Source organism: Sphingomonas sp. CFBP8993 (assembly GCF_034044895.1).
Taxonomy (GTDB): domain Bacteria; phylum Pseudomonadota; class Alphaproteobacteria; order Sphingomonadales; family Sphingomonadaceae; genus Sphingomonas.
Genome location: NZ_JAXCWU010000004.1, coordinates 435,175 through 451,321 on the forward strand (window position 1 = coordinate 435,175; position 16,147 = coordinate 451,321).

16 protein-coding genes are annotated in these 16,147 nt (G+C 66.6%); 2 read left to right on the forward strand and 14 right to left on the reverse strand.

Annotation, left to right across the window (positions count from 1 at the left end; all coding sequences use genetic code 11):
* Positions 1-77 precede the first annotated feature (77 nt).
* The 9 genes from guaA to SOM26_RS10910 all read right to left on the reverse strand — a co-directional run bounded on the left by guaA (position 78) and on the right by SOM26_RS10910 (position 7,626).
* The gene (guaA, locus tag SOM26_RS10870; protein ID WP_320452724.1) at positions 78-1,631 is read right to left on the reverse strand and encodes a glutamine-hydrolyzing GMP synthase; all 1,554 of its coding nucleotides are present in this window, start codon (positions 1,629-1,631) and stop codon (positions 78-80) included.
* Positions 1,632-1,663: 32 nt separating this feature from the next.
* Positions 1,664-2,275 (reverse strand): hypothetical protein, encoded by a 612-nt coding sequence (locus tag SOM26_RS10875; protein ID WP_320452725.1) that lies wholly within the window; start codon positions 2,273-2,275, stop codon positions 1,664-1,666.
* Positions 2,276-2,430: 155 nt separating this feature from the next.
* Positions 2,431-2,853 carry a 50S ribosomal protein L17 gene (gene rplQ / locus SOM26_RS10880; RefSeq protein WP_320452726.1) on the reverse strand — a complete coding sequence of 141 codons (423 nt, stop codon included), beginning with the start codon at positions 2,851-2,853 and terminating at the stop codon, positions 2,431-2,433.
* Positions 2,854-3,097: 244 nt separating this feature from the next.
* Positions 3,098-4,162, reverse strand: coding sequence for a DNA-directed RNA polymerase subunit alpha (locus SOM26_RS10885; RefSeq protein WP_056430549.1), 1,065 nt, complete (start codon positions 4,160-4,162; stop codon positions 3,098-3,100).
* An 88-nt stretch (positions 4,163-4,250) separates the two neighbouring features.
* Positions 4,251-4,640, reverse strand: a complete 390-nt coding sequence (gene rpsK / locus SOM26_RS10890; protein ID WP_204195567.1) for a 30S ribosomal protein S11 — start codon at positions 4,638-4,640, stop codon at positions 4,251-4,253.
* A 94-nt stretch (positions 4,641-4,734) separates the two neighbouring features.
* Complete coding sequence (gene rpsM / locus SOM26_RS10895; protein ID WP_320452791.1) at positions 4,735-5,103, reverse strand: 30S ribosomal protein S13; 369 nt, start codon at positions 5,101-5,103, stop codon at positions 4,735-4,737.
* A gap of 157 nt (positions 5,104-5,260) precedes the next feature.
* Positions 5,261-5,509, reverse strand: coding sequence for a hypothetical protein (locus SOM26_RS10900; protein WP_320452727.1), 249 nt, complete (start codon positions 5,507-5,509; stop codon positions 5,261-5,263).
* Positions 5,510-5,581: 72 nt separating this feature from the next.
* Positions 5,582-6,937: a sensor histidine kinase gene (locus tag SOM26_RS10905; RefSeq protein WP_320452728.1), complete on the reverse strand. Its 1,356-nt coding sequence runs from the start codon at positions 6,935-6,937 to the stop codon at positions 5,582-5,584.
* Positions 6,934-7,626 (reverse strand): response regulator transcription factor, encoded by a 693-nt coding sequence (locus SOM26_RS10910; protein ID WP_320452729.1) that lies wholly within the window; start codon positions 7,624-7,626, stop codon positions 6,934-6,936. The genes SOM26_RS10905 and SOM26_RS10910 overlap by 4 nt, the downstream gene beginning before the upstream one ends.
* Positions 7,627-7,982: 356 nt before the next feature.
* Here SOM26_RS10910 and SOM26_RS10915 point away from each other — a divergent pair, with 356 nt between their 5' ends.
* Together SOM26_RS10915 and SOM26_RS10920 are read left to right on the forward strand one after the other, a co-directional pair.
* The gene (locus SOM26_RS10915) at positions 7,983-9,443 is read left to right on the forward strand and encodes a sensor domain-containing diguanylate cyclase (RefSeq protein ID WP_320452730.1); all 1,461 of its coding nucleotides are present in this window, start codon (positions 7,983-7,985) and stop codon (positions 9,441-9,443) included.
* 169 nt (positions 9,444-9,612) lie between these two features.
* Positions 9,613-11,784 carry a primosomal protein N' gene (locus tag SOM26_RS10920; protein WP_320452731.1) on the forward strand — a complete coding sequence of 724 codons (2,172 nt, stop codon included), beginning with the start codon at positions 9,613-9,615 and terminating at the stop codon, positions 11,782-11,784.
* A 78-nt stretch (positions 11,785-11,862) separates the two neighbouring features.
* Here SOM26_RS10920 and SOM26_RS10925 read toward each other — a convergent pair whose 3' ends face one another.
* The 5 genes from SOM26_RS10925 to SOM26_RS10945 all read right to left on the reverse strand — a co-directional run bounded on the left by SOM26_RS10925 (position 11,863) and on the right by SOM26_RS10945 (position 16,041).
* The gene (locus SOM26_RS10925; RefSeq protein WP_320452732.1) at positions 11,863-12,729 is read right to left on the reverse strand and encodes a beta-1,6-N-acetylglucosaminyltransferase; all 867 of its coding nucleotides are present in this window, start codon (positions 12,727-12,729) and stop codon (positions 11,863-11,865) included.
* A 54-nt stretch (positions 12,730-12,783) separates the two neighbouring features.
* A complete protein-coding gene (locus SOM26_RS10930) occupies positions 12,784-13,035 on the reverse strand; it encodes an ATP synthase F1 subunit epsilon (RefSeq protein WP_320452733.1) in 252 nt (83 codons plus the stop codon).
* Between the two features lie 78 nt (positions 13,036-13,113).
* Entirely contained in the window at positions 13,114-14,586 is a 1,473-nt protein-coding gene (atpD, locus tag SOM26_RS10935; RefSeq protein ID WP_320452792.1) for a F0F1 ATP synthase subunit beta, read from the reverse strand.
* A complete protein-coding gene (locus SOM26_RS10940) occupies positions 14,570-15,166 on the reverse strand; it encodes a hypothetical protein (protein WP_320452734.1) in 597 nt (198 codons plus the stop codon). Before SOM26_RS10940 ends, atpD begins: the two co-directional genes overlap by 17 nt.
* Positions 15,166-16,041, reverse strand: coding sequence for a F0F1 ATP synthase subunit gamma (locus SOM26_RS10945; RefSeq protein ID WP_320452735.1), 876 nt, complete (start codon positions 16,039-16,041; stop codon positions 15,166-15,168). The genes SOM26_RS10940 and SOM26_RS10945 overlap by 1 nt, the downstream gene beginning before the upstream one ends.
* Positions 16,042-16,147: the final 106 nt, after the last annotated feature.

The following is a 16,147-nucleotide window of genomic DNA, read 5'->3' on the forward strand; positions in this document are numbered from 1 at the left end:
GTATCATACTGTGAACGGCGCCTTGCGGCACCGAATAACCAAGCCGCAGCCCCGCTCCGCGGGGCCGCGAGTCTTGGTTATTCCCACTCGATCGTGCCGGGCGGCTTGCTGGTATAGTCATAGACGACGCGGTTGATGCCCTTCACCTCGTTGATGATCCGGGTCGTCACGCGCGGCAGGAAGTCGCCGGGGAAGTCGAAGGCCTGCGCCGTCATGCCGTCGACCGAGGTGACCGCGCGCAGCGCCAGGACCGAGTCGTAGGTACGGCCATCGCCCATCACGCCGACCGAACGGACCGGCAGCAGCACCGCGAAAGCCTGCCAGATCGCGTCGTACAGACCCGCCTTGCGGATTTCCTCGAGATAGATGGCATCCGCCTTGCGCAGGATGTCGCAGCGCTCGCGGGTCACCTCGCCGGGGATACGGATCGCCAAGCCAGGCCCGGGGAACGGATGGCGGCCAACGAACACGTCGGGCAGCCCCAGCTCGCGACCGAGCACGCGAACCTCGTCCTTGAACAGCTCGCGAAGCGGCTCGACCAGCTTCATGTTCATGCGTTCGGGCAGGCCGCCGACATTGTGGTGGCTCTTGATCGTCACCGACGGGCCGCCGGTGAAGCTGACGCTCTCGATCACGTCCGGATAGAGCGTTCCCTGGGCCAGGAACTCGGCGCCGCCGATCTTCTTGGCCTCGGCCTCGAACACGTCGATGAAGGTCTTGCCGATGAACTTGCGCTTGGCCTCGGGGTCGGTGACGCCCGCCAGGCCGTCCATGAACAGATCCTGCGCGTCCACATGGACCAGCGGGATGTTGTAGTGACCACGGAACAGGCTGACCACCTGCTCGGCCTCGCCCTGGCGCAGGATGCCGCCATCGACGAACACGCAAGTCAGCTGGTCGCCGATCGCCTCATGGATCAGAAGTGCGGCGACCGACGAGTCGACCCCGCCCGACAGGCCGCAGATCACCTTGCCCGTGCCGACCTGCTCGCGGATCTCGGCGATCTTGGCGGCGCGGAACTCGGCCATGGTCCAGTCGCCGGAAAGCCCCGCGACGTGGCGGACGAAATTGGCGATCAGCTTGGCCCCGTCGGGGGTGTGCACGACCTCAGGGTGGAACTGCATCGCATAGATGCGGCGCTCGTCATTGGCGATGATCGCATAAGGCGCACCGGGGCTGGTCGCGACGACGCGGAAGCCGGGGGCCAGCGCCGTGACCTTGTCGCCATGGCTCATCCACACCTGATGCCGCTCACCCGTCGCCCACAAGCCGTCGAACAGCGTGCATTCGCCCTCGACGGTGATGAAGGCCTCACCGAATTCGCCGCTGTCGCCCTTTTCGACCTTGCCGCCAAGCTGCTCGGTCAGCGCCTGCTGGCCATAGCAGATGCCCAGCATCGGCAGGCCGCTGTCGAGGATCGCCTGCGGAATGCGCGGGGAATTCTCGTCGACGACCGAGGCGGGGCCACCCGACAGGATGACCGCGGCGGGGTTGATCCGCGCGAACGCCTCGGCGGCGGATTGGAAGGGTACGATCTCGCTATAGACCCCCGCCTCGCGCACGCGGCGCGCGATGAGCTGGGTGACCTGGCTGCCGAAATCGACGATGAGGATGCTGTCCGGGTGCTCCATGGCGGTCCGATAGCGAGGTCTTTGGCGAAAAGCTACCGGGTCGGACCGGTTTGAAGCGACTCGATCGCAACCATTCGTACGGCCTGGGCATCGACGCGACAGCGGAAGCCGTGCGCTACCCCCGCCTCGCGGTAATTGACGCGCAGCAGCACGTCGCCCTGGACGTCATAACCATTGCCCAGCGGATTTGCGGTGTGCACCTGCCCGACCTGCGCCAGCGGGAAGCTGCGGCGCCCCTCCGCCTCGATCGCCTTGGCACAGGCATGGACGGCCGCCTCGCTGTCGGTTTCCGCGCGATAGGAAGACGGTGCTTCGGCCGCACGTACCGGTCGCGACGGGTCGACCGGCCCGACTCCGGATGCGGGCTTGCGTCCCTTGACCAGCGCGGCTGCCGTGGACAGCACGGCCCCCGCCACGAAGCCCTTGGTCGCGGCACCGCCCTGTTCGCGCATCTGCGGGCCCAGCCAGGGACGATTGGCGTCGCTGGGCAGCATGGGCACGAACTCGGCCCTAGTCTTGGTGCGTTGCGTATCGGCCGGTGCCGGGTCCGCCTGCGCCACCTCACTCTGCGCCGCGCCACTCTGCGCCATAGCGGGCGACAGGGTCACCCCCATCGCCAAAACCGCCGCCATCACCCCCCGCATATGTCCCCTCCCCCGGCCTGCTCCGGTATATCGCATCGCATCCCGGCCGCGTTCAATGCTGCGACACTGCAGAAAAATGCTTGGCCCAACGAAAAGGGGGCCGCACCATCGCTGGCACGACCCCCTCTCGAAGGTGTCTCGAAAGACGCGTAGATTTACGCGGCTTCGTCAAAGTCCTCGTCGTTCATGACCGGACCCGAATCCTGGCCCTTCGCCGAGACGTCGCGGTCGACGAACTCGATGATCGCCATCGGCGAGGCGTCCGACGCGCGGATGCCGGCCTTGATGATGCGGGTATAACCACCGTTGCGGTCCGCATAGCGGGTCGCCAGGGTGTCGAACAGCTTCACCAGCTGTGCGTCGTCGAGCAGACGGGCATGGGCCAGACGACGGTTCGAGAGACCGCCCTTCTTCGCCAGGGTCACCAGCTTTTCGACGTAGGGACGCAGTTCCTTCGCCTTGGCGACGGTGGTGGTGATCTGCTCGTGCTTGATCAGGGCTGCCGCCATGTTGCGGAACAGCGCGATACGATGAGCCGAGGTACGCTGCAGCTTACGGCCGCCGACGCGATGACGCATGGGTATTTCCTTCGTTCGTTAAGGGGCCGTGTCACGGAACCCCAGAGCCGGTGACCGTCAAGGCCGTCACCTTCGCCTGTCTTGTGGCTCTCCGGCATGTGCCGGCGAGCGGATCAGCAAAGCTGGGAGTGGCCGGACCGGATCACGGCGAAGCCGCGATCCTGACGTCGAACGGGCCGCCCATGGGCGACCCGCCGGCCGGGCTTTCGCCGTCTCGCGGATAGCGATGCTATCCGCGCGTGGCTCAGCCCATGATCTCCTGTTCCAGCTTCTTGGCCATTTCCTCGATATTCTCGGGCGGCCAGCCGGGGATTTCCATGCCCAGGCGCAGACCCATGGACGACAGCACTTCCTTGATCTCGTTCAGCGACTTGCGACCGAAATTGGGAGTGCGCAGCATCTCGGCTTCGGTCTTGCCGACCAGATCGCCGATATAGATGATGTTGTCGTTCTTGAGGCAGTTCGCCGAACGCACCGACAGTTCCAGCTCGTCGACCTTCTTGAGAAGGTAACGATTGATCTGCTGCGCGTCGCTCTGCGGCTCGCCGCCAGCGGCGGGGATCGCCGCCTGGCCGACCGGCGCGGCGCGGGTGAGCGCCGAGTCGTCGAAGTGCACGAACAGCGCCAGCTGGTCCTGGAGGATGCGCGCGGCATAGGCCACGGCGTCTTCCGGGGTCACGGTGCCGTCGGTCTCGATCGACAGCGTCAGCTTGTCATAATCGAGGTCCTGGCCGACGCGGGTCGGATCGACCTTGTACGACACCTGACGGACCGGCGAGTAGAGCGCGTCGACCGGGATCAGACCGATCGGCGCATCGGCCGGACGGTTCGATGCGGCGGGGACATAGCCCTTCCCGATGTCGGCGGTCAGTTCCATGTTGAACGTCGCGCCTTCGTCGAGATGGCAGATCACCAGGTCCTTGTTCATGACCTCGATGTCGCCCGACACGGCGATGTCGCCGGCCTTGACGGTGGCGGGGCCGGTTGCCGACAGCTGGAGCCGCTTGGGACCTTCGCCCTGCATGCGGATGGCGAGCTGCTTGACGTTCAGGACGATGTCGGTGACGTCTTCACGCACACCAGCCAGCGACGAGAATTCGTGCAGCACGTTCTCGATCTTGATCGAGGTCACGGCCGCGCCCTGGAGCGACGAGAGGAGCACGCGACGAAGCGCGTTGCCCAGCGTCAGGCCGAAGCCACGCTCCAGCGGCTCGGCAACGAACGTCGCCTTCCGCTTGCCATCGCCACCCTTTTTCTCGAGCGCGTTGGGCTTCTTCAGTTCCTGCCAGTTCTTTGCGTTGACAGACACGTGGTTCCCCTGAGTTGTGGGCCGGAACGGGGACGGTTCCAGCCATGGAGAGAGGCATGGCCGACTCGTCAGCCGGCCATGGGAAGCATCAGACGCGGCGACGCTTGGAAGGCCGCACGCCGTTGTGCGGGATCGAGGTGACGTCGCGGATCGAGGAGATCTGGAAACCGACCGCCTGCAGCGCGCGAAGCGCCGACTCGCGGCCCGAACCCGGACCCTTCACTTCGACTTCCAGGGTGCGGACGCCGTGCTCGGCGGCCTTCTTGCCCGCGTCTTCCGCTGCGACCTGCGCCGCATATGGGGTCGACTTGCGCGAACCCTTGAAGCCCATCGCACCAGCCGACGACCACGAAATGGCGTTGCCCTGCGCGTCGGTGATGGTGATCATGGTGTTGTTAAAGCTGGCGTTCACATGAGCGACGCCGGCGGTGATGTTCTTGCGCTCGCGACGACGAATGCGCTGCGGTTCACGTGCCATTATATGAAAGTCCTGACCTGGTATCCTGATGCGGAGAGCGGCGGGCGGTCAGCCACAGGCCTGCCCTCCGGCGGAGTAATTCGCCCGGGGCGAATTACTTCTTCTTGCCCGCGATCGGCTTTGCCTTACCCTTGCGGGTGCGCGCGTTGGTGTGCGTGCGCTGGCCGCGGACCGGCAGGCCCTTGCGGTGACGCAGGCCGCGATAACAGGCCAGATCCATCAGGCGCTTGATGTTCATCGCGGTTTCGCGACGCAGATCGCCTTCGACCGTGTGATCGGCGTCGATGGTTTCGCGGATCTGGAGAACTTCCTGATCCGACAGGTCCTGGACGCGACGATCTTCGGCGATGTTCAGCTTGGCAGTGATCTGCTTCGCCTTGGTCGGACCGATGCCGTGGATATAAGTCAGCGCAATCAGAACGCGCTTGTTGGTCGGGAGGTTGACACCCGCAATACGTGCCATGAAACTTGTTCTCCTAGCTCCACGGAGCATGGCATGGCCGCACACGCTCCATCTCAACGCGATGGTTCCACCACGCACGATCGCGACGCACGCAAGTCGCGCGTCGTCCATCGGGTGCACTGGAAGGACGGTCCGTTAAAGGCCGCGCAACACCCTGTCAAGCGATCGGTTCCCGAAACCTGCCCGACTGGACGCGACGCAGGGTCAGCCAGCGGCGGAACGACACGATCGCCCAGACGATCTCGACGACCCCGAACGGCCAGGCGCCCTGCATGAAGCCATAGACCGAGCCCGCGATACAGCCCAGCACGAACCCCAGCGTCCACCAGTGCGTCCCCGCCTCCATGGCATAGCAGACCAGGGTGAACGATACGGCGGCCAGGCCGAACAGGGAGAGATTATCCATGACGCGGGGTGTAGAGCCCTGACGGAAAGGGGCAAACCTTATTCCTCCCCTTGCGGGGGAGGAATAGCGTCTTCACGGAATCACCACCCGTGCCACCAGGCCGGGGGCATTGTCGCCCAGTTCGAACCGGCCGCCATGCAGCCGGGCCACCGCCTCGATCAGCGCCATGCCCAACCCGGCCCCCGGCGTGGTGCGCGCCGTATCGAGTCGTCCGAAACGCTTGAGCGCTTGGGCATGGTCGGCCTCGGCGATGCCGGGGCCGTGATCCTCGACCTGGAACAGGATTCCCTCCGCCCCGTCGCGCAGGCGCAGCGTCACCTGGCCGCCCGCCGCGCCATGCTTGAGCGCATTGTCGATCAGGTTGGAGAGCGCCTGGCTCATGAGTTCACGGTGGAGGGGCAGCGGCGCGGGGCGCGCCTCGACCTCGATCAGGAAGCGCAGCCCCGCATCCTCGGCGACCGGGGCATAGAGTTCGCCGATCTCCTCGACCAGTTCGGCGGGCGCGACCAGTGTGAAGCGGTCGCGGGTCACCGATTCGGACCGGCTGATCTCGATCACCATGGTCAGCATCCGCATGATCAGGTCGGTCTCGACCAGCAGGCCGCCCAGCGCCGCCTCGCGCTGGCCGGGATCGGCGATCAGCACCGCCTGCTCGGTCTTGGTGCGCAAACGGGCGAGCGGCGAGCGCAGGTCGTGCGCCAGGCTGTCGGTGACGACGCGCAATTCCGCCATCAACTGCTCGATCTTGCCCAGCATCGCGTTCAGTCGCTCGGCCAGCCTGTCGAAGGCATCGCCCTTGTCGTCGCCGTCACGCACCAGCCGGACACGGCGGGTCAGGTCGCCCTCGCCCGCCGCGTCGATCACCGCGACGATCGTGTTGAGCCGCCCGGTGACATAGCGGGCCAGCACCAGCCCGGTGCCCACCCCCAGCATCAGCGACAGGAACACCGCCAGCGCCAGCGCGCGTTCGATCGCGACCTGCTGCGCCTCGATCAGGTCGAGCGGGCGGCCCACCAGCAACCAGTCCTTGCCGATGGGGTGGAGCGTATAGCCCGCCTCGCGCGCATTCCAGACGCCCTCGCGGCCCAGCACCGCGATGCGAAACGGCGTGTCGGACAATGGCACCGCCAGATGCCTGGGCGCATAACCGGCAATCCGGTGCCCCTGCGGATCGAAGATGGCGAGGACCAGCGACACGTCGCCCGGTTCGCGCGCCTCCTTGATGGCATCGGCCAGCGCGGGCAGCGCGCCGGTGCGCCAGACCGCGCGCAGGGCGTCGGCCTGTTCGACGATCTCGCGGTGGAGCGCCGCCACCGCATCGGCGCTGGTCTGCTTCCAGATGAAGCCGACCAGCGCCAGATTGGATACCAACGCCAATGCGATCGACAGCAGCGCGATCCGCGCCGAGATCGTCAGCCGCGACTTCACCCTTCGACGGCCAGCCTGTAACCCGCGCCGCGCACGGTATGCAGGATCGGGCTGCCGAACCCTTCCTCAAGTTTGCGGCGCAGACGGCCGATATGGACGTCGACCACGTTGGAACCCGGGTCGAAATGATAGTTCCAGATCTTCTCCAGCATCATCGTGCGGGTGACGACTTGGCCCGCATGGCGCGCCAGGAATTCCAGGAGGTTGAATTCGCGCGCGCCGACCGGGATGATCTTGCCCGCCCGCGTCACGGTGCGTGCCAGCAGGTCGATTTCGAGATCGCCGACGCTCAACTTGGTACGGGTCGGCTCGGAGGCCGCACGATCGGACCGGCGGACCAGCGCCTCGATCCGCGCCGACAATTCGGCGAAGGAAAAGGGCTTGCACAGATAATCGTCCGCACCCGCCTTCAACCCGTCGACCCGGTCGTCGACCGTGGCCAGCGCCGACAGGACCAGAACCGGCGTCGAGATACCCGCCGCGCGGATCGCGCTGACCATCGCCAGCCCGTCCAGGCGCGGCAGCATCCGGTCGGCGATGATGAGGTCGAATATGCCCTCGCTGGCCAGGAACAGGCCGTCGCGGCCATCGCCGCATTGTTCGACGGCATAACCCGCCTCGCCCAGCCCCTTGGCGACATAGGCGGCGGTGGAGGCGTCATCTTCGACGATCAGGATTTTGCGGCTCATCGGCTCGTCTGCTCCGGCATTGGGCGACCTTGACTTGTCGGCGTCGGTTCGAATCTCTCCAGCCTGGCCCCGTCACCGTTGCCGAAAGTCGCCGTCATGTAAAGGCCGGCGGAAAGCGCGCTCTCCGCCGGCCCCGACGGCACCCCCGGGAGTATCGGGCGCCGAGCTCTTCGAACTCCGTGGATCCTGGGCTAACGCCCGACGGGCTACCCCGGGGTGACCATAACGTGACAAATGCGTCATCCGGGCGGGCGTGGTGCAGGCACCGCGCATACACATCCGGAATCGTTGATAAAATACGATAATATTCGTGGCGAATTTGAGATTTTTACAACTATTTGCGTTATCATCCTTATATGATGGCCGCCACGTTCCCCATATCGCTGCCGTTTGACGAGGAACGCCGCCTCGCCATGCTCCAGGCCCATGCGCTGCTCGACAGCGAGCCGGAGGCGGAGTTCGATGCGCTCGTCTCGCTGGCCGCCGACATGCTGGATTGTCCGCTCGCCGCGCTGACGCTGGCCGATCGCGACCGTTTCTGGGTGAAGGCGGCGACCGGCCCGGTGCCCAGCGAAATGCCCCGTCAGGTCGCCTTTTGCGACCACACCATCCGGTCCCCCGACCTGATGATCGTTCCCGACCTGACCAGCGATCCGCGTTTTTCGGTCAACCCGCTGGTCACCGGCGAGGACGGCACGCGTTTCTACGCCGGGATGCCGATCCGCGTCCCCGACCTTGACGGAACGCCCCAGGCGATCGGGTCGCTCTGCGTCATGGACGACACGCCCCGGTCGCTCAGCCCGGTGGGCGAACAGACCCTGCGCCATCTGGCCAAGTTGGCGGAGGCGCTGATCGCCGCGCGGGCGATCGCGCGGCGGGCCAATGCCATGGCCGAACTCAGCGAGCGTCAGGCCGAGGATCTTCGGACCAAGGACCGCACTGTTCGCCAGGTCGAGCGGCTGGCGCTGACCGGATCGTGGCGCGTCGTCATGGCGACCGGACAGGCCATGTGGTCCGACGGCGTCTATCGCATCCACGAACTGGCGCCAGGCCAGAAGTTCACGCTCGAACAGGGGCTGTCCTACTATCCGCCCGCATCGCGTGAGGTGCTGCGGGCGACGATCGAGGATACGCTGCGCACCGGCGATCCGTTCGACATCGAACTCGACTTCGTGACCGCGCTCGGTCGACTGCGCCGCGTCCGCGTGATGGGCGAGCGCGAAATGGTCGATGGCAAACCTCATGGCCTGGTCGGCATGTTCCAGGACGTGACCGAACGCCACGCGCTCGAGACCCAGTTGCGCCGCAATGCCGATACCGATGCGCTGACGACCCTGTCCAACCGGGCCGCCTATGACCGCGCATTGGAGACGGCGATCGACCGGTCCGTCACGGACGGGACGCCGCTGGGGCTGGTGCTGATCGACCTGGACGGGTTCAAGCTTATCAACGACACGATGGGCCATCTGGCGGGGGACGAGGTGCTGCGCACGATCGGTGCCCGGCTGCTCGCCAACTGGCTGACGGATTGCTTCGTGGCGCGGCTGGGCGGTGACGAGTTCGGCGTGATCGTCCATGACCCCATGCTGCTCGCCGAACCCGAACAGCTGCGCACGCGGATCGAGGCGCTGATGTCCGTTGCGGTGACCATGGACGGCCTGACGATGAGCTGCGCGGGCACGGTATGCATGAGCCTGCGTCCCGAGGAATGCACGACGGTGCGCGACTTCATGCACCATGCCGACAGCCGCCTCTACGCCGCCAAGCGCGACCGGGTGGGTGAGCGGCGACGTGGCGACCGGCGGCGCGTGGGGTAGCCATCACCGGGCCGACCGTCATCATGCGCCAGGCCGGATTGCTCCACCACGCCACGCCTGCCCAGAGGAATGAGCGGCCGTGAACGGGCCCGCATCGCGAAGCAATCCGTTCCATTGACCCGTACACCGGGCCTTTCCTCCTGGGTCCTCCGCCCCATATAGCGGGCTCATGTCCTCGCGTGCCCGCGTCCTCGTCCTGAACTCCGCGCTCGGTCCGCTCGATTATCGTATTCCGCACGGGATGACGGTCGAGCCGGGGTCGATCGTCGTCGCGCCGCTCGGCCCTCGCCAGCTGCTGGGCGTGGTGTGGGAGGCCGAGCGGATGCCGTCCGATGCGGAGGTCGGCGACAACCGCCTGCGCCCGCTGCTGGGCGTAGCCGACGCGCCGCCTTTGCCCACTCCCTTGCGCCGGTTGATCGAGTGGACGGCGGACTATTATCTCGCCCCGCCCGCCGCAGTGGTGCGCATGGCGCTGTCCTCCACCTCCGCGCTGGAGGGCGCACGCACCGCCACCGAATACCGCGTCACGGGCCATGTTCCCGACCGCCTCACCCCGCAGCGGGCGCAGGCGCTGGAACGGATCGGCGATCGCCAGGGGCTGATCCGCGAGCTGGCGACGATGGCCGATGTGTCGGACGCGGTGATCCGGGGACTGGTGAAGAACGGCGCGATCGAGGGGGTGGAGGTCGATATCGACAGCCCCTTCCCCCTGCCCGACCCCGACCATCATCGCCCGGTCCTGTCGGAAGATCAGCGGGCGGCGGCCGATACGCTGGTCGCCGGGGTCGCCGCGCACGCCTTCCAGCCGGTACTGCTCGACGGCGTCACCGGATCGGGCAAGACCGAGGTCTATTTCGAGGCGGTGGCGGAGGCGATCGCCGAGGGACGGCAGGTCCTCGTCCTGCTGCCCGAAATCGCGCTGACCGAACCCTTTCTCAAGCGCTTCCATGACCGATTCGGCTGCGAGCCGGTGGCTTGGCACTCCGGCCTGCGCTCGTCGCAGCGACGGCGCGCCTGGCGGGCCATCGCCAGCGGCCAAGGCCTGGTGACGGTCGGCGCGCGCTCGGCCTTGTTCCTACCCTATCGCAATCTCGGCCTGATCGTCGTGGACGAGGCGCATGAGACCAGCTTCAAGCAGGAAGACGGCGTCCATTACCATGCGCGCGACGTGGCGGTGATGCGCGGCAAGTTCGAGCCCTGCCCGGTGATCCTGGCCTCGGCCACCCCCGCGATCGAGACGCGGCAACAGGTGGCGCTGGGCCGCTATACCGAGGTCAAGCTGCCGGGCCGCTTCGGCCCCGCGCAGATGCCGACAATCGAGGCGATCGACCTGATCCAGGACCCGCCCGAACGCGGCCGCTGGATCGCGCCCAAGCTGGTCGCGGCGATGAAGCAGACGTTCGAGAAGCGCGAGCAGTCGCTCCTCTATCTCAACCGGCGCGGCTATGCCCCGCTGACCTTGTGCCGGACCTGCGGGCATCGCTTCCAATGCCCCAACTGCACCGCCTGGATGGTCGAGCACCGGCTGGTGCGGCGGCTGGCCTGCCATCATTGCGGCCATGTCCTGCCGACCCCGCGCGCCTGCCCCGAATGTGACGGCGAGGACTCGCTGGTCGCCTGCGGCCCCGGTGTCGAGCGTATCGCCGACGAAGCGACCGCGCTGTTCCCCGAGGCGAAGATCGCGGTCGTCACCTCCGACACCATGTGGTCCCCCGCCAAGGCTGCCGAGTTCGTCGGGCGGATGGAGGCGGGCGATATCGACATCGTCGTCGGCACGCAGTTGATCACCAAGGGCTATCACTTCCCCAATTTGACCCTGGTCGGGGTGATCGACGCCGACCTCGGGCTGGAGGGGGGCGACCTGCGCGCAGCGGAACGGACCTTCCAGCAGATCCGCCAGGTGTCGGGGCGTGCGGGCCGCGGTGCCAAGCCCGGTCATGTCTTCATCCAGACGCACAGCCCCAAGGCGCAGGTGATGCAGGCGCTCGTCACCGGCGATGCCGAGGCGTTCTACACCGCCGAAACCGAGGCACGGCGCGACGCCGATGCGCCGCCCTTCGGTCGCTATGCCGCGATCATCATCTCGTCGGAGGATCAGGGCGCAGCACAGTCCACCGCCAATTTGATCGCGCGCGCCGCCCCCAGGGTCGACGGCATGCACGTCTTCGGCCCTGCCCCCGCCCCGCTGGCAATGCTGCGCGGACGGCACCGCTTCCGCCTGCTCGTCCATGCCCGTCGCGCGCTGGCGGTGCAGGACGTGATCCGCGAGTGGCTGGGCGGGCTGGAATGGTCCGCGAAGGTGCGTGTGGCGGTGGACGTGGACCCCTACAGCTTTCTTTGAGGGGGCGGGCCGGCACCGCTGAACTCTCTCTTTCCTCTTCCCCGGACAGGAAAGAGGGCCCTGGCGCACGGAAAAGCCTCAGATTTCTAGGAACGCCGGATCGACCTTCGCATCGAACTTCCGCCCGAACCAAGCATCCCCCGGCCGGTTTTCCAGATCGGCGCGGGTCAGCGTCATCGGGCTCCACTGGCCCGGCGCAAAGCGAACCAGCCGCCGCGCCGGCTGCATCCGGTCGCCGTAACCGGCCGCGATCAGCGCGGTGGGGGCGACATGCTCGTCGCTGGCCTGCGTATGCCGCAGGCGTCCGCTCGCCATCAGTATGTCGGTGGCATCGCGCACCGCTATCGCTGCGTCTCTGGGCAGCGACCACCATGTCCAGCTCGTCGCCCATGGCCCCAGCGGTTCCGGGCGGGGACCGCGCAGCCGCTTGATCCCGCGATCTGCCCAGGCCGACATCCGGCTGCGCAGGACGGCGATCCGCCAGGACAAGGGCGTCGGATCGGCACGCGGGCGCAGATGGCGGTCGATGAAGCACCAGTCGTTCATCCGCCAGCCGAGGTCCTCGTCGCGCCGATCCATGAAGCAGGTGCCCGCCGGGGCCGCCTCGATCGCCGCGACCATCTCGGCGCGCGAACACAATGACCAGTCGCGACCGCTGATGACGTGAACCAGATTGAAGGGCTCGGCCAGTGCGGCATCGAGCAGGCGGGCGATCGCCACGGTCTGCGACCAGTGCGCCCAATGGACTGGAATGGCTGGGTTCACGATCGTCACCCGCGCGCGCACGGCGTCGGACAGGCCGTTCAGAAAGGCATCGGGCGGCGTGGCCGTGGCATCGATGTGAAGGCAAACCCGATCTTCGGGTGCGTCCGCCAGCAGGCGGTGGATCAGCCGTTCGAGCTGATCGAAGGCATCATGGGCCAGTATCGCATAGACCAACCGCATGATGCCCCCATCAACATGTCATCGGCGCGATCGCCGGTAGACCAATTTATGGGATCAGCCCGCATGCTCCGCGAGCACGGTCAGGCCCTTGGGGCCGACTTCGGCAAAGCCGCCACGGATCTGGATCGATTCCGGCTCGCCCTTTTCGGTACGATATACTTGGATCGCGCCGTCGCGGATCGTCGACATGAAGGGCGCATGGCCTTCCAGCACGCCGAAATCACCCTCGGTGCCGGGCACGACCACCATATGCACGTCCTCCGAACGGAGGAGCTTTTCGGGCGTGACGAGTTCGAAGTGCAGCATGGGTTGTCTATCTCGCATCGCTCTCCCCCTCGGAGGGAGAGGAAAGAGGGGGACGGCGCGAACCGTCCCCCCATGTCATCAGGCTTCCTGAGCCATCTTCTCGGCCTTGGCGACGGCCTCGTCGATGCCGCCGACCATGTAGAAGGCCGATTCCGGCAGGTGGTCATATTCGCCGTCGACCACCGCCTTGAACGAGCGGATCGTGTCTTCGATCTGGACGAACTTGCCCGAGATGCCGGTGAAGACTTCCGCGACGTGGAAGGGCTGCGACAGGAAGCGCTGGATCTTGCGGGCGCGCTGGACGGTCAGCTTATCCTCTTCCGACAGCTCGTCCATGCCCAGGATCGCGATGATGTCCTGCAGCGCCTTGTAGCGCTGGAGCAGCGACTGGACCGCACGGGCCGTCTCGTAATGCTCCTGGCCGACGATGCGCGGCTCGAGCACGCGGCTGGTCGAATCCAGCGGGTCGACGGCCGGGTAGATGCCCAGCTCCGAGATGGCGCGGTTGAGCACGGTCGTCGCGTCCAGGTGGGCGAACGAAGTGGCCGGCGCCGGATCGGTCAAGTCGTCGGCGGGCACGTACACGGCCTGCACCGAGGTGATCGAACCCTTGTTGGTCGAGGTGATGCGCTCCTGCAGCGCGCCCATGTCGGTCGACAGGGTCGGCTGATAGCCCACGGCCGACGGAATGCGGCCCAGCAGCGCCGACACTTCCGCACCCGCCTGGGTGAAGCGGAAGATGTTGTCGACGAAGAACAGCACGTCCTGGCCTTCCTGGTCGCGGAAATATTCCGCGATGGTCAGGCCCGACAGCGCGACGCGCGCACGGGCGCCCGGCGGCTCGTTCATCTGGCCATAAACCAGCGCGACCTTCGAGCCCTCGCTGATCGCGTTGCCCTCGGCGTCCTTGGCGATAACACCCGCGTCGAGGAATTCGTGATACAGGTCGTTACCCTCGCGAGTACGCTCACCGACGCCCGCGAACACCGAGGTGCCGCCATGGCCCTTGGCGATGTTATTGATCAGTTCCTGGATCAGAACCGTCTTGCCGACGCCCGCGCCGCCGAACAGGCCGATCTTGCCGCCCTTGGCGTATGGCGCGAGAAGGTCGATGACCTTGATGCCGGTGACCAGGATCGCGCTCTCGGTCGACTGCTCGATGAACTCGGGCGCCTTGGCGTGGATCGGCGCGCGCAGGTCGGTGGCGACGGGGCCACGCTCGTCGATCGGCTCGCCAACGACGTTCAGGATGCGGCCCAGCGTCGCGGGACCCACGGGCACGCGGATCTGGCTGCCGGTGTCGGTCACGGTCTGGCCGCGGGTCAGACCCTCGGTCGTGTCCATCGCGATCGTGCGGACGGTGTTCTCGCCCAGATGCTGCGCGACTTCGAGCACCAGGCGGGTGCCGTTATTGTCCGTCTCCAGCGCCGACAGAATCGCGGGCAGGTTCTCGGGGAAGTGAACGTCGACGACCGCGCCGATGACCTGGGCGATCGTGCCGACATTGTTGGTGGCCGTGGTCGGCCGGATGTCATCAGCGGCGGTTGCCATCATTGCTTCCTTGGTTCTGCTGGCCCGACATAACTTCGGGGCGGGTAAAGGTTACGACCAGACGGCGGCCACCGTCGATCTTGTCACGGGTAACATGGTAATCGGCGCCGGTCAGGTGGCCGGTGGTGGCGCTTTCGGTCTGGATGGCGGCGGACACCGCATCCTTGCCGTCCAGACCCAGCTGATCCATCGGCTTGGTCACCCAGCGGATGAACTGGGTCTTGGCGAACGGGCTGGTGTCGAGATTGACGAGGTCAAGCGAGTAGCGAAGCGTGTTCAGCCGCGACGCATCACCCTCGACCATCAGGTTCGCCATGTTGATCGGCGTTGCCGCCGGATCCGCCATCGGCGTGGCCTGCGCGATGGCACGGTACACGCCTTGGACGGGCGTATAGCCGCTCATGCGAAACCCCATGCGGTCGAGCAGGCTGACCGTCTCGGCCGGATCGGCGAACACGGTGGCCCAGCCGCCCTTCACGAACGGCGTCGGCGTCGCCTTGGGCGCGCCCTTCGGCTGATCGGACGCCTGGCCGCATCCGGCCAGTGCGACCGTCAGGCCCAGAAGGAGCGCGAAACGCATCAGAGCGCCTCGGCGCCCGAGATGATCTCGACCAGCTCGGTGGTGATCGCCGCCTGGCGGGTGCGGTTATACTGGATCGACAGACGCCGGATCATGTCGCCCGCATTGCGCGTGGCGTTGTCCATCGCGTTCATCTGCGAACCATAGAAACCGGCCTGGTTCTCCAGCAGCGCGCGGAAGATCTGCACCGCGACGTTGCGCGGCAGCAGCGCCTCGAGAATGTCTTCCTCGCTCGGCTCGAACTCGGCGACCGCCTCGACCGACGCTTCGCCCTTGCTGGGCGCAGGCATCGGCACGGGGATCAGCTGCTGCGAGACGGGGTCCTGCACCAGCGCCGAGACGAACTTCGAATAGAACAGGTGCGCCACGTCGAACTCACCGCGCTCGAAACGGGCGATCAGGTCGTCGGCGATCACGCGCGCGTCGTCGAACTTGGGCGCCTTGATCGCGCTCATGTCGTGATCGGCGAGGATCGCGTTGGGGAAGAAGCGCTTCAGCACGCGCCCCTTCTTGCCCGCGAGGTAGAACTTGACCGTCTTGCCCTGAGCGGTCAGCTCTTCGGCCTTGCGGCGCGCGGCGCGGACGATGTTGGTGTTGAACGCCCCCGCCAAGCCACGCTCCGAGGTGGCGACGACCAGCAGCTGGACATCGTCCTTGCCGGTGCCCGCCAGCAGCGGCGACGCACCGACGCCGCCCACGCGCGCGGCCATGCTGGCCATCACCGTTTCCAGGCGCTCGGCATAGGGACGGCCGTTCTGCGCCGCGTCCTGCGCACGGCGCAGCTTGGCGGCGGCGACCATCTTCATCGCCTTGGTGATCTTCTGGGTCGACTTGACCGAGTTGATCCGGATCTTGAGGGCCTTGAGGCTCGCCATCTTCGTCCTTCTGCCTCCCTCTCCCCTCGCGGGAGAGGGTCGGGGTGAGGGGTTGCCACGGGCGGGGTCGCTTGCGGCGCCCCCTCACCCAACCCTCTCCCGCAAG

Excerpts from the sequence above, each read along its gene's own strand:
- guaA (WP_320452724.1), bottom strand. The coding sequence starts at position 1,631 with ATGGAGCACCCGGACAGCATCCTCATCGTCGATTTCGGCAGCCAGGTC.
- SOM26_RS10875 (WP_320452725.1), bottom strand. The coding sequence starts at position 2,275 with ATGCGGGGGGTGATGGCGGCGGTTTTGGCGATGGGGGTGACCCTGTCG.
- rplQ (WP_320452726.1), bottom strand. The coding sequence starts at position 2,853 with ATGCGTCATCGCGTCGGCGGCCGTAAGCTGCAGCGTACCTCGGCTCAT.
- rpsK (WP_204195567.1), bottom strand. The coding sequence starts at position 4,640 with ATGGCACGTGAACCGCAGCGCATTCGTCGTCGCGAGCGCAAGAACATC.
- rpsM (WP_320452791.1), bottom strand. The coding sequence starts at position 5,103 with ATGGCACGTATTGCGGGTGTCAACCTCCCGACCAACAAGCGCGTTCTG.
- SOM26_RS10900 (WP_320452727.1), bottom strand. The coding sequence starts at position 5,509 with ATGGATAATCTCTCCCTGTTCGGCCTGGCCGCCGTATCGTTCACCCTG.
- SOM26_RS10910 (WP_320452729.1), bottom strand. The coding sequence starts at position 7,626 with ATGAGCCGCAAAATCCTGATCGTCGAAGATGACGCCTCCACCGCCGCC.
- SOM26_RS10915 (WP_320452730.1), top strand. The coding sequence starts at position 7,983 with ATGATGGCCGCCACGTTCCCCATATCGCTGCCGTTTGACGAGGAACGC.
- SOM26_RS10920 (WP_320452731.1), top strand. The coding sequence starts at position 9,613 with ATGTCCTCGCGTGCCCGCGTCCTCGTCCTGAACTCCGCGCTCGGTCCG.
- SOM26_RS10925 (WP_320452732.1), bottom strand. The coding sequence starts at position 12,729 with ATGCGGTTGGTCTATGCGATACTGGCCCATGATGCCTTCGATCAGCTC.
- SOM26_RS10930 (WP_320452733.1), bottom strand. The coding sequence starts at position 13,035 with ATGCTGCACTTCGAACTCGTCACGCCCGAAAAGCTCCTCCGTTCGGAG.
- atpD (WP_320452792.1), bottom strand. The coding sequence starts at position 14,586 with ATGGCAACCGCCGCTGATGACATCCGGCCGACCACGGCCACCAACAAT.
- SOM26_RS10940 (WP_320452734.1), bottom strand. The coding sequence starts at position 15,166 with ATGCGTTTCGCGCTCCTTCTGGGCCTGACGGTCGCACTGGCCGGATGC.
- SOM26_RS10945 (WP_320452735.1), bottom strand. The coding sequence starts at position 16,041 with ATGGCGAGCCTCAAGGCCCTCAAGATCCGGATCAACTCGGTCAAGTCG.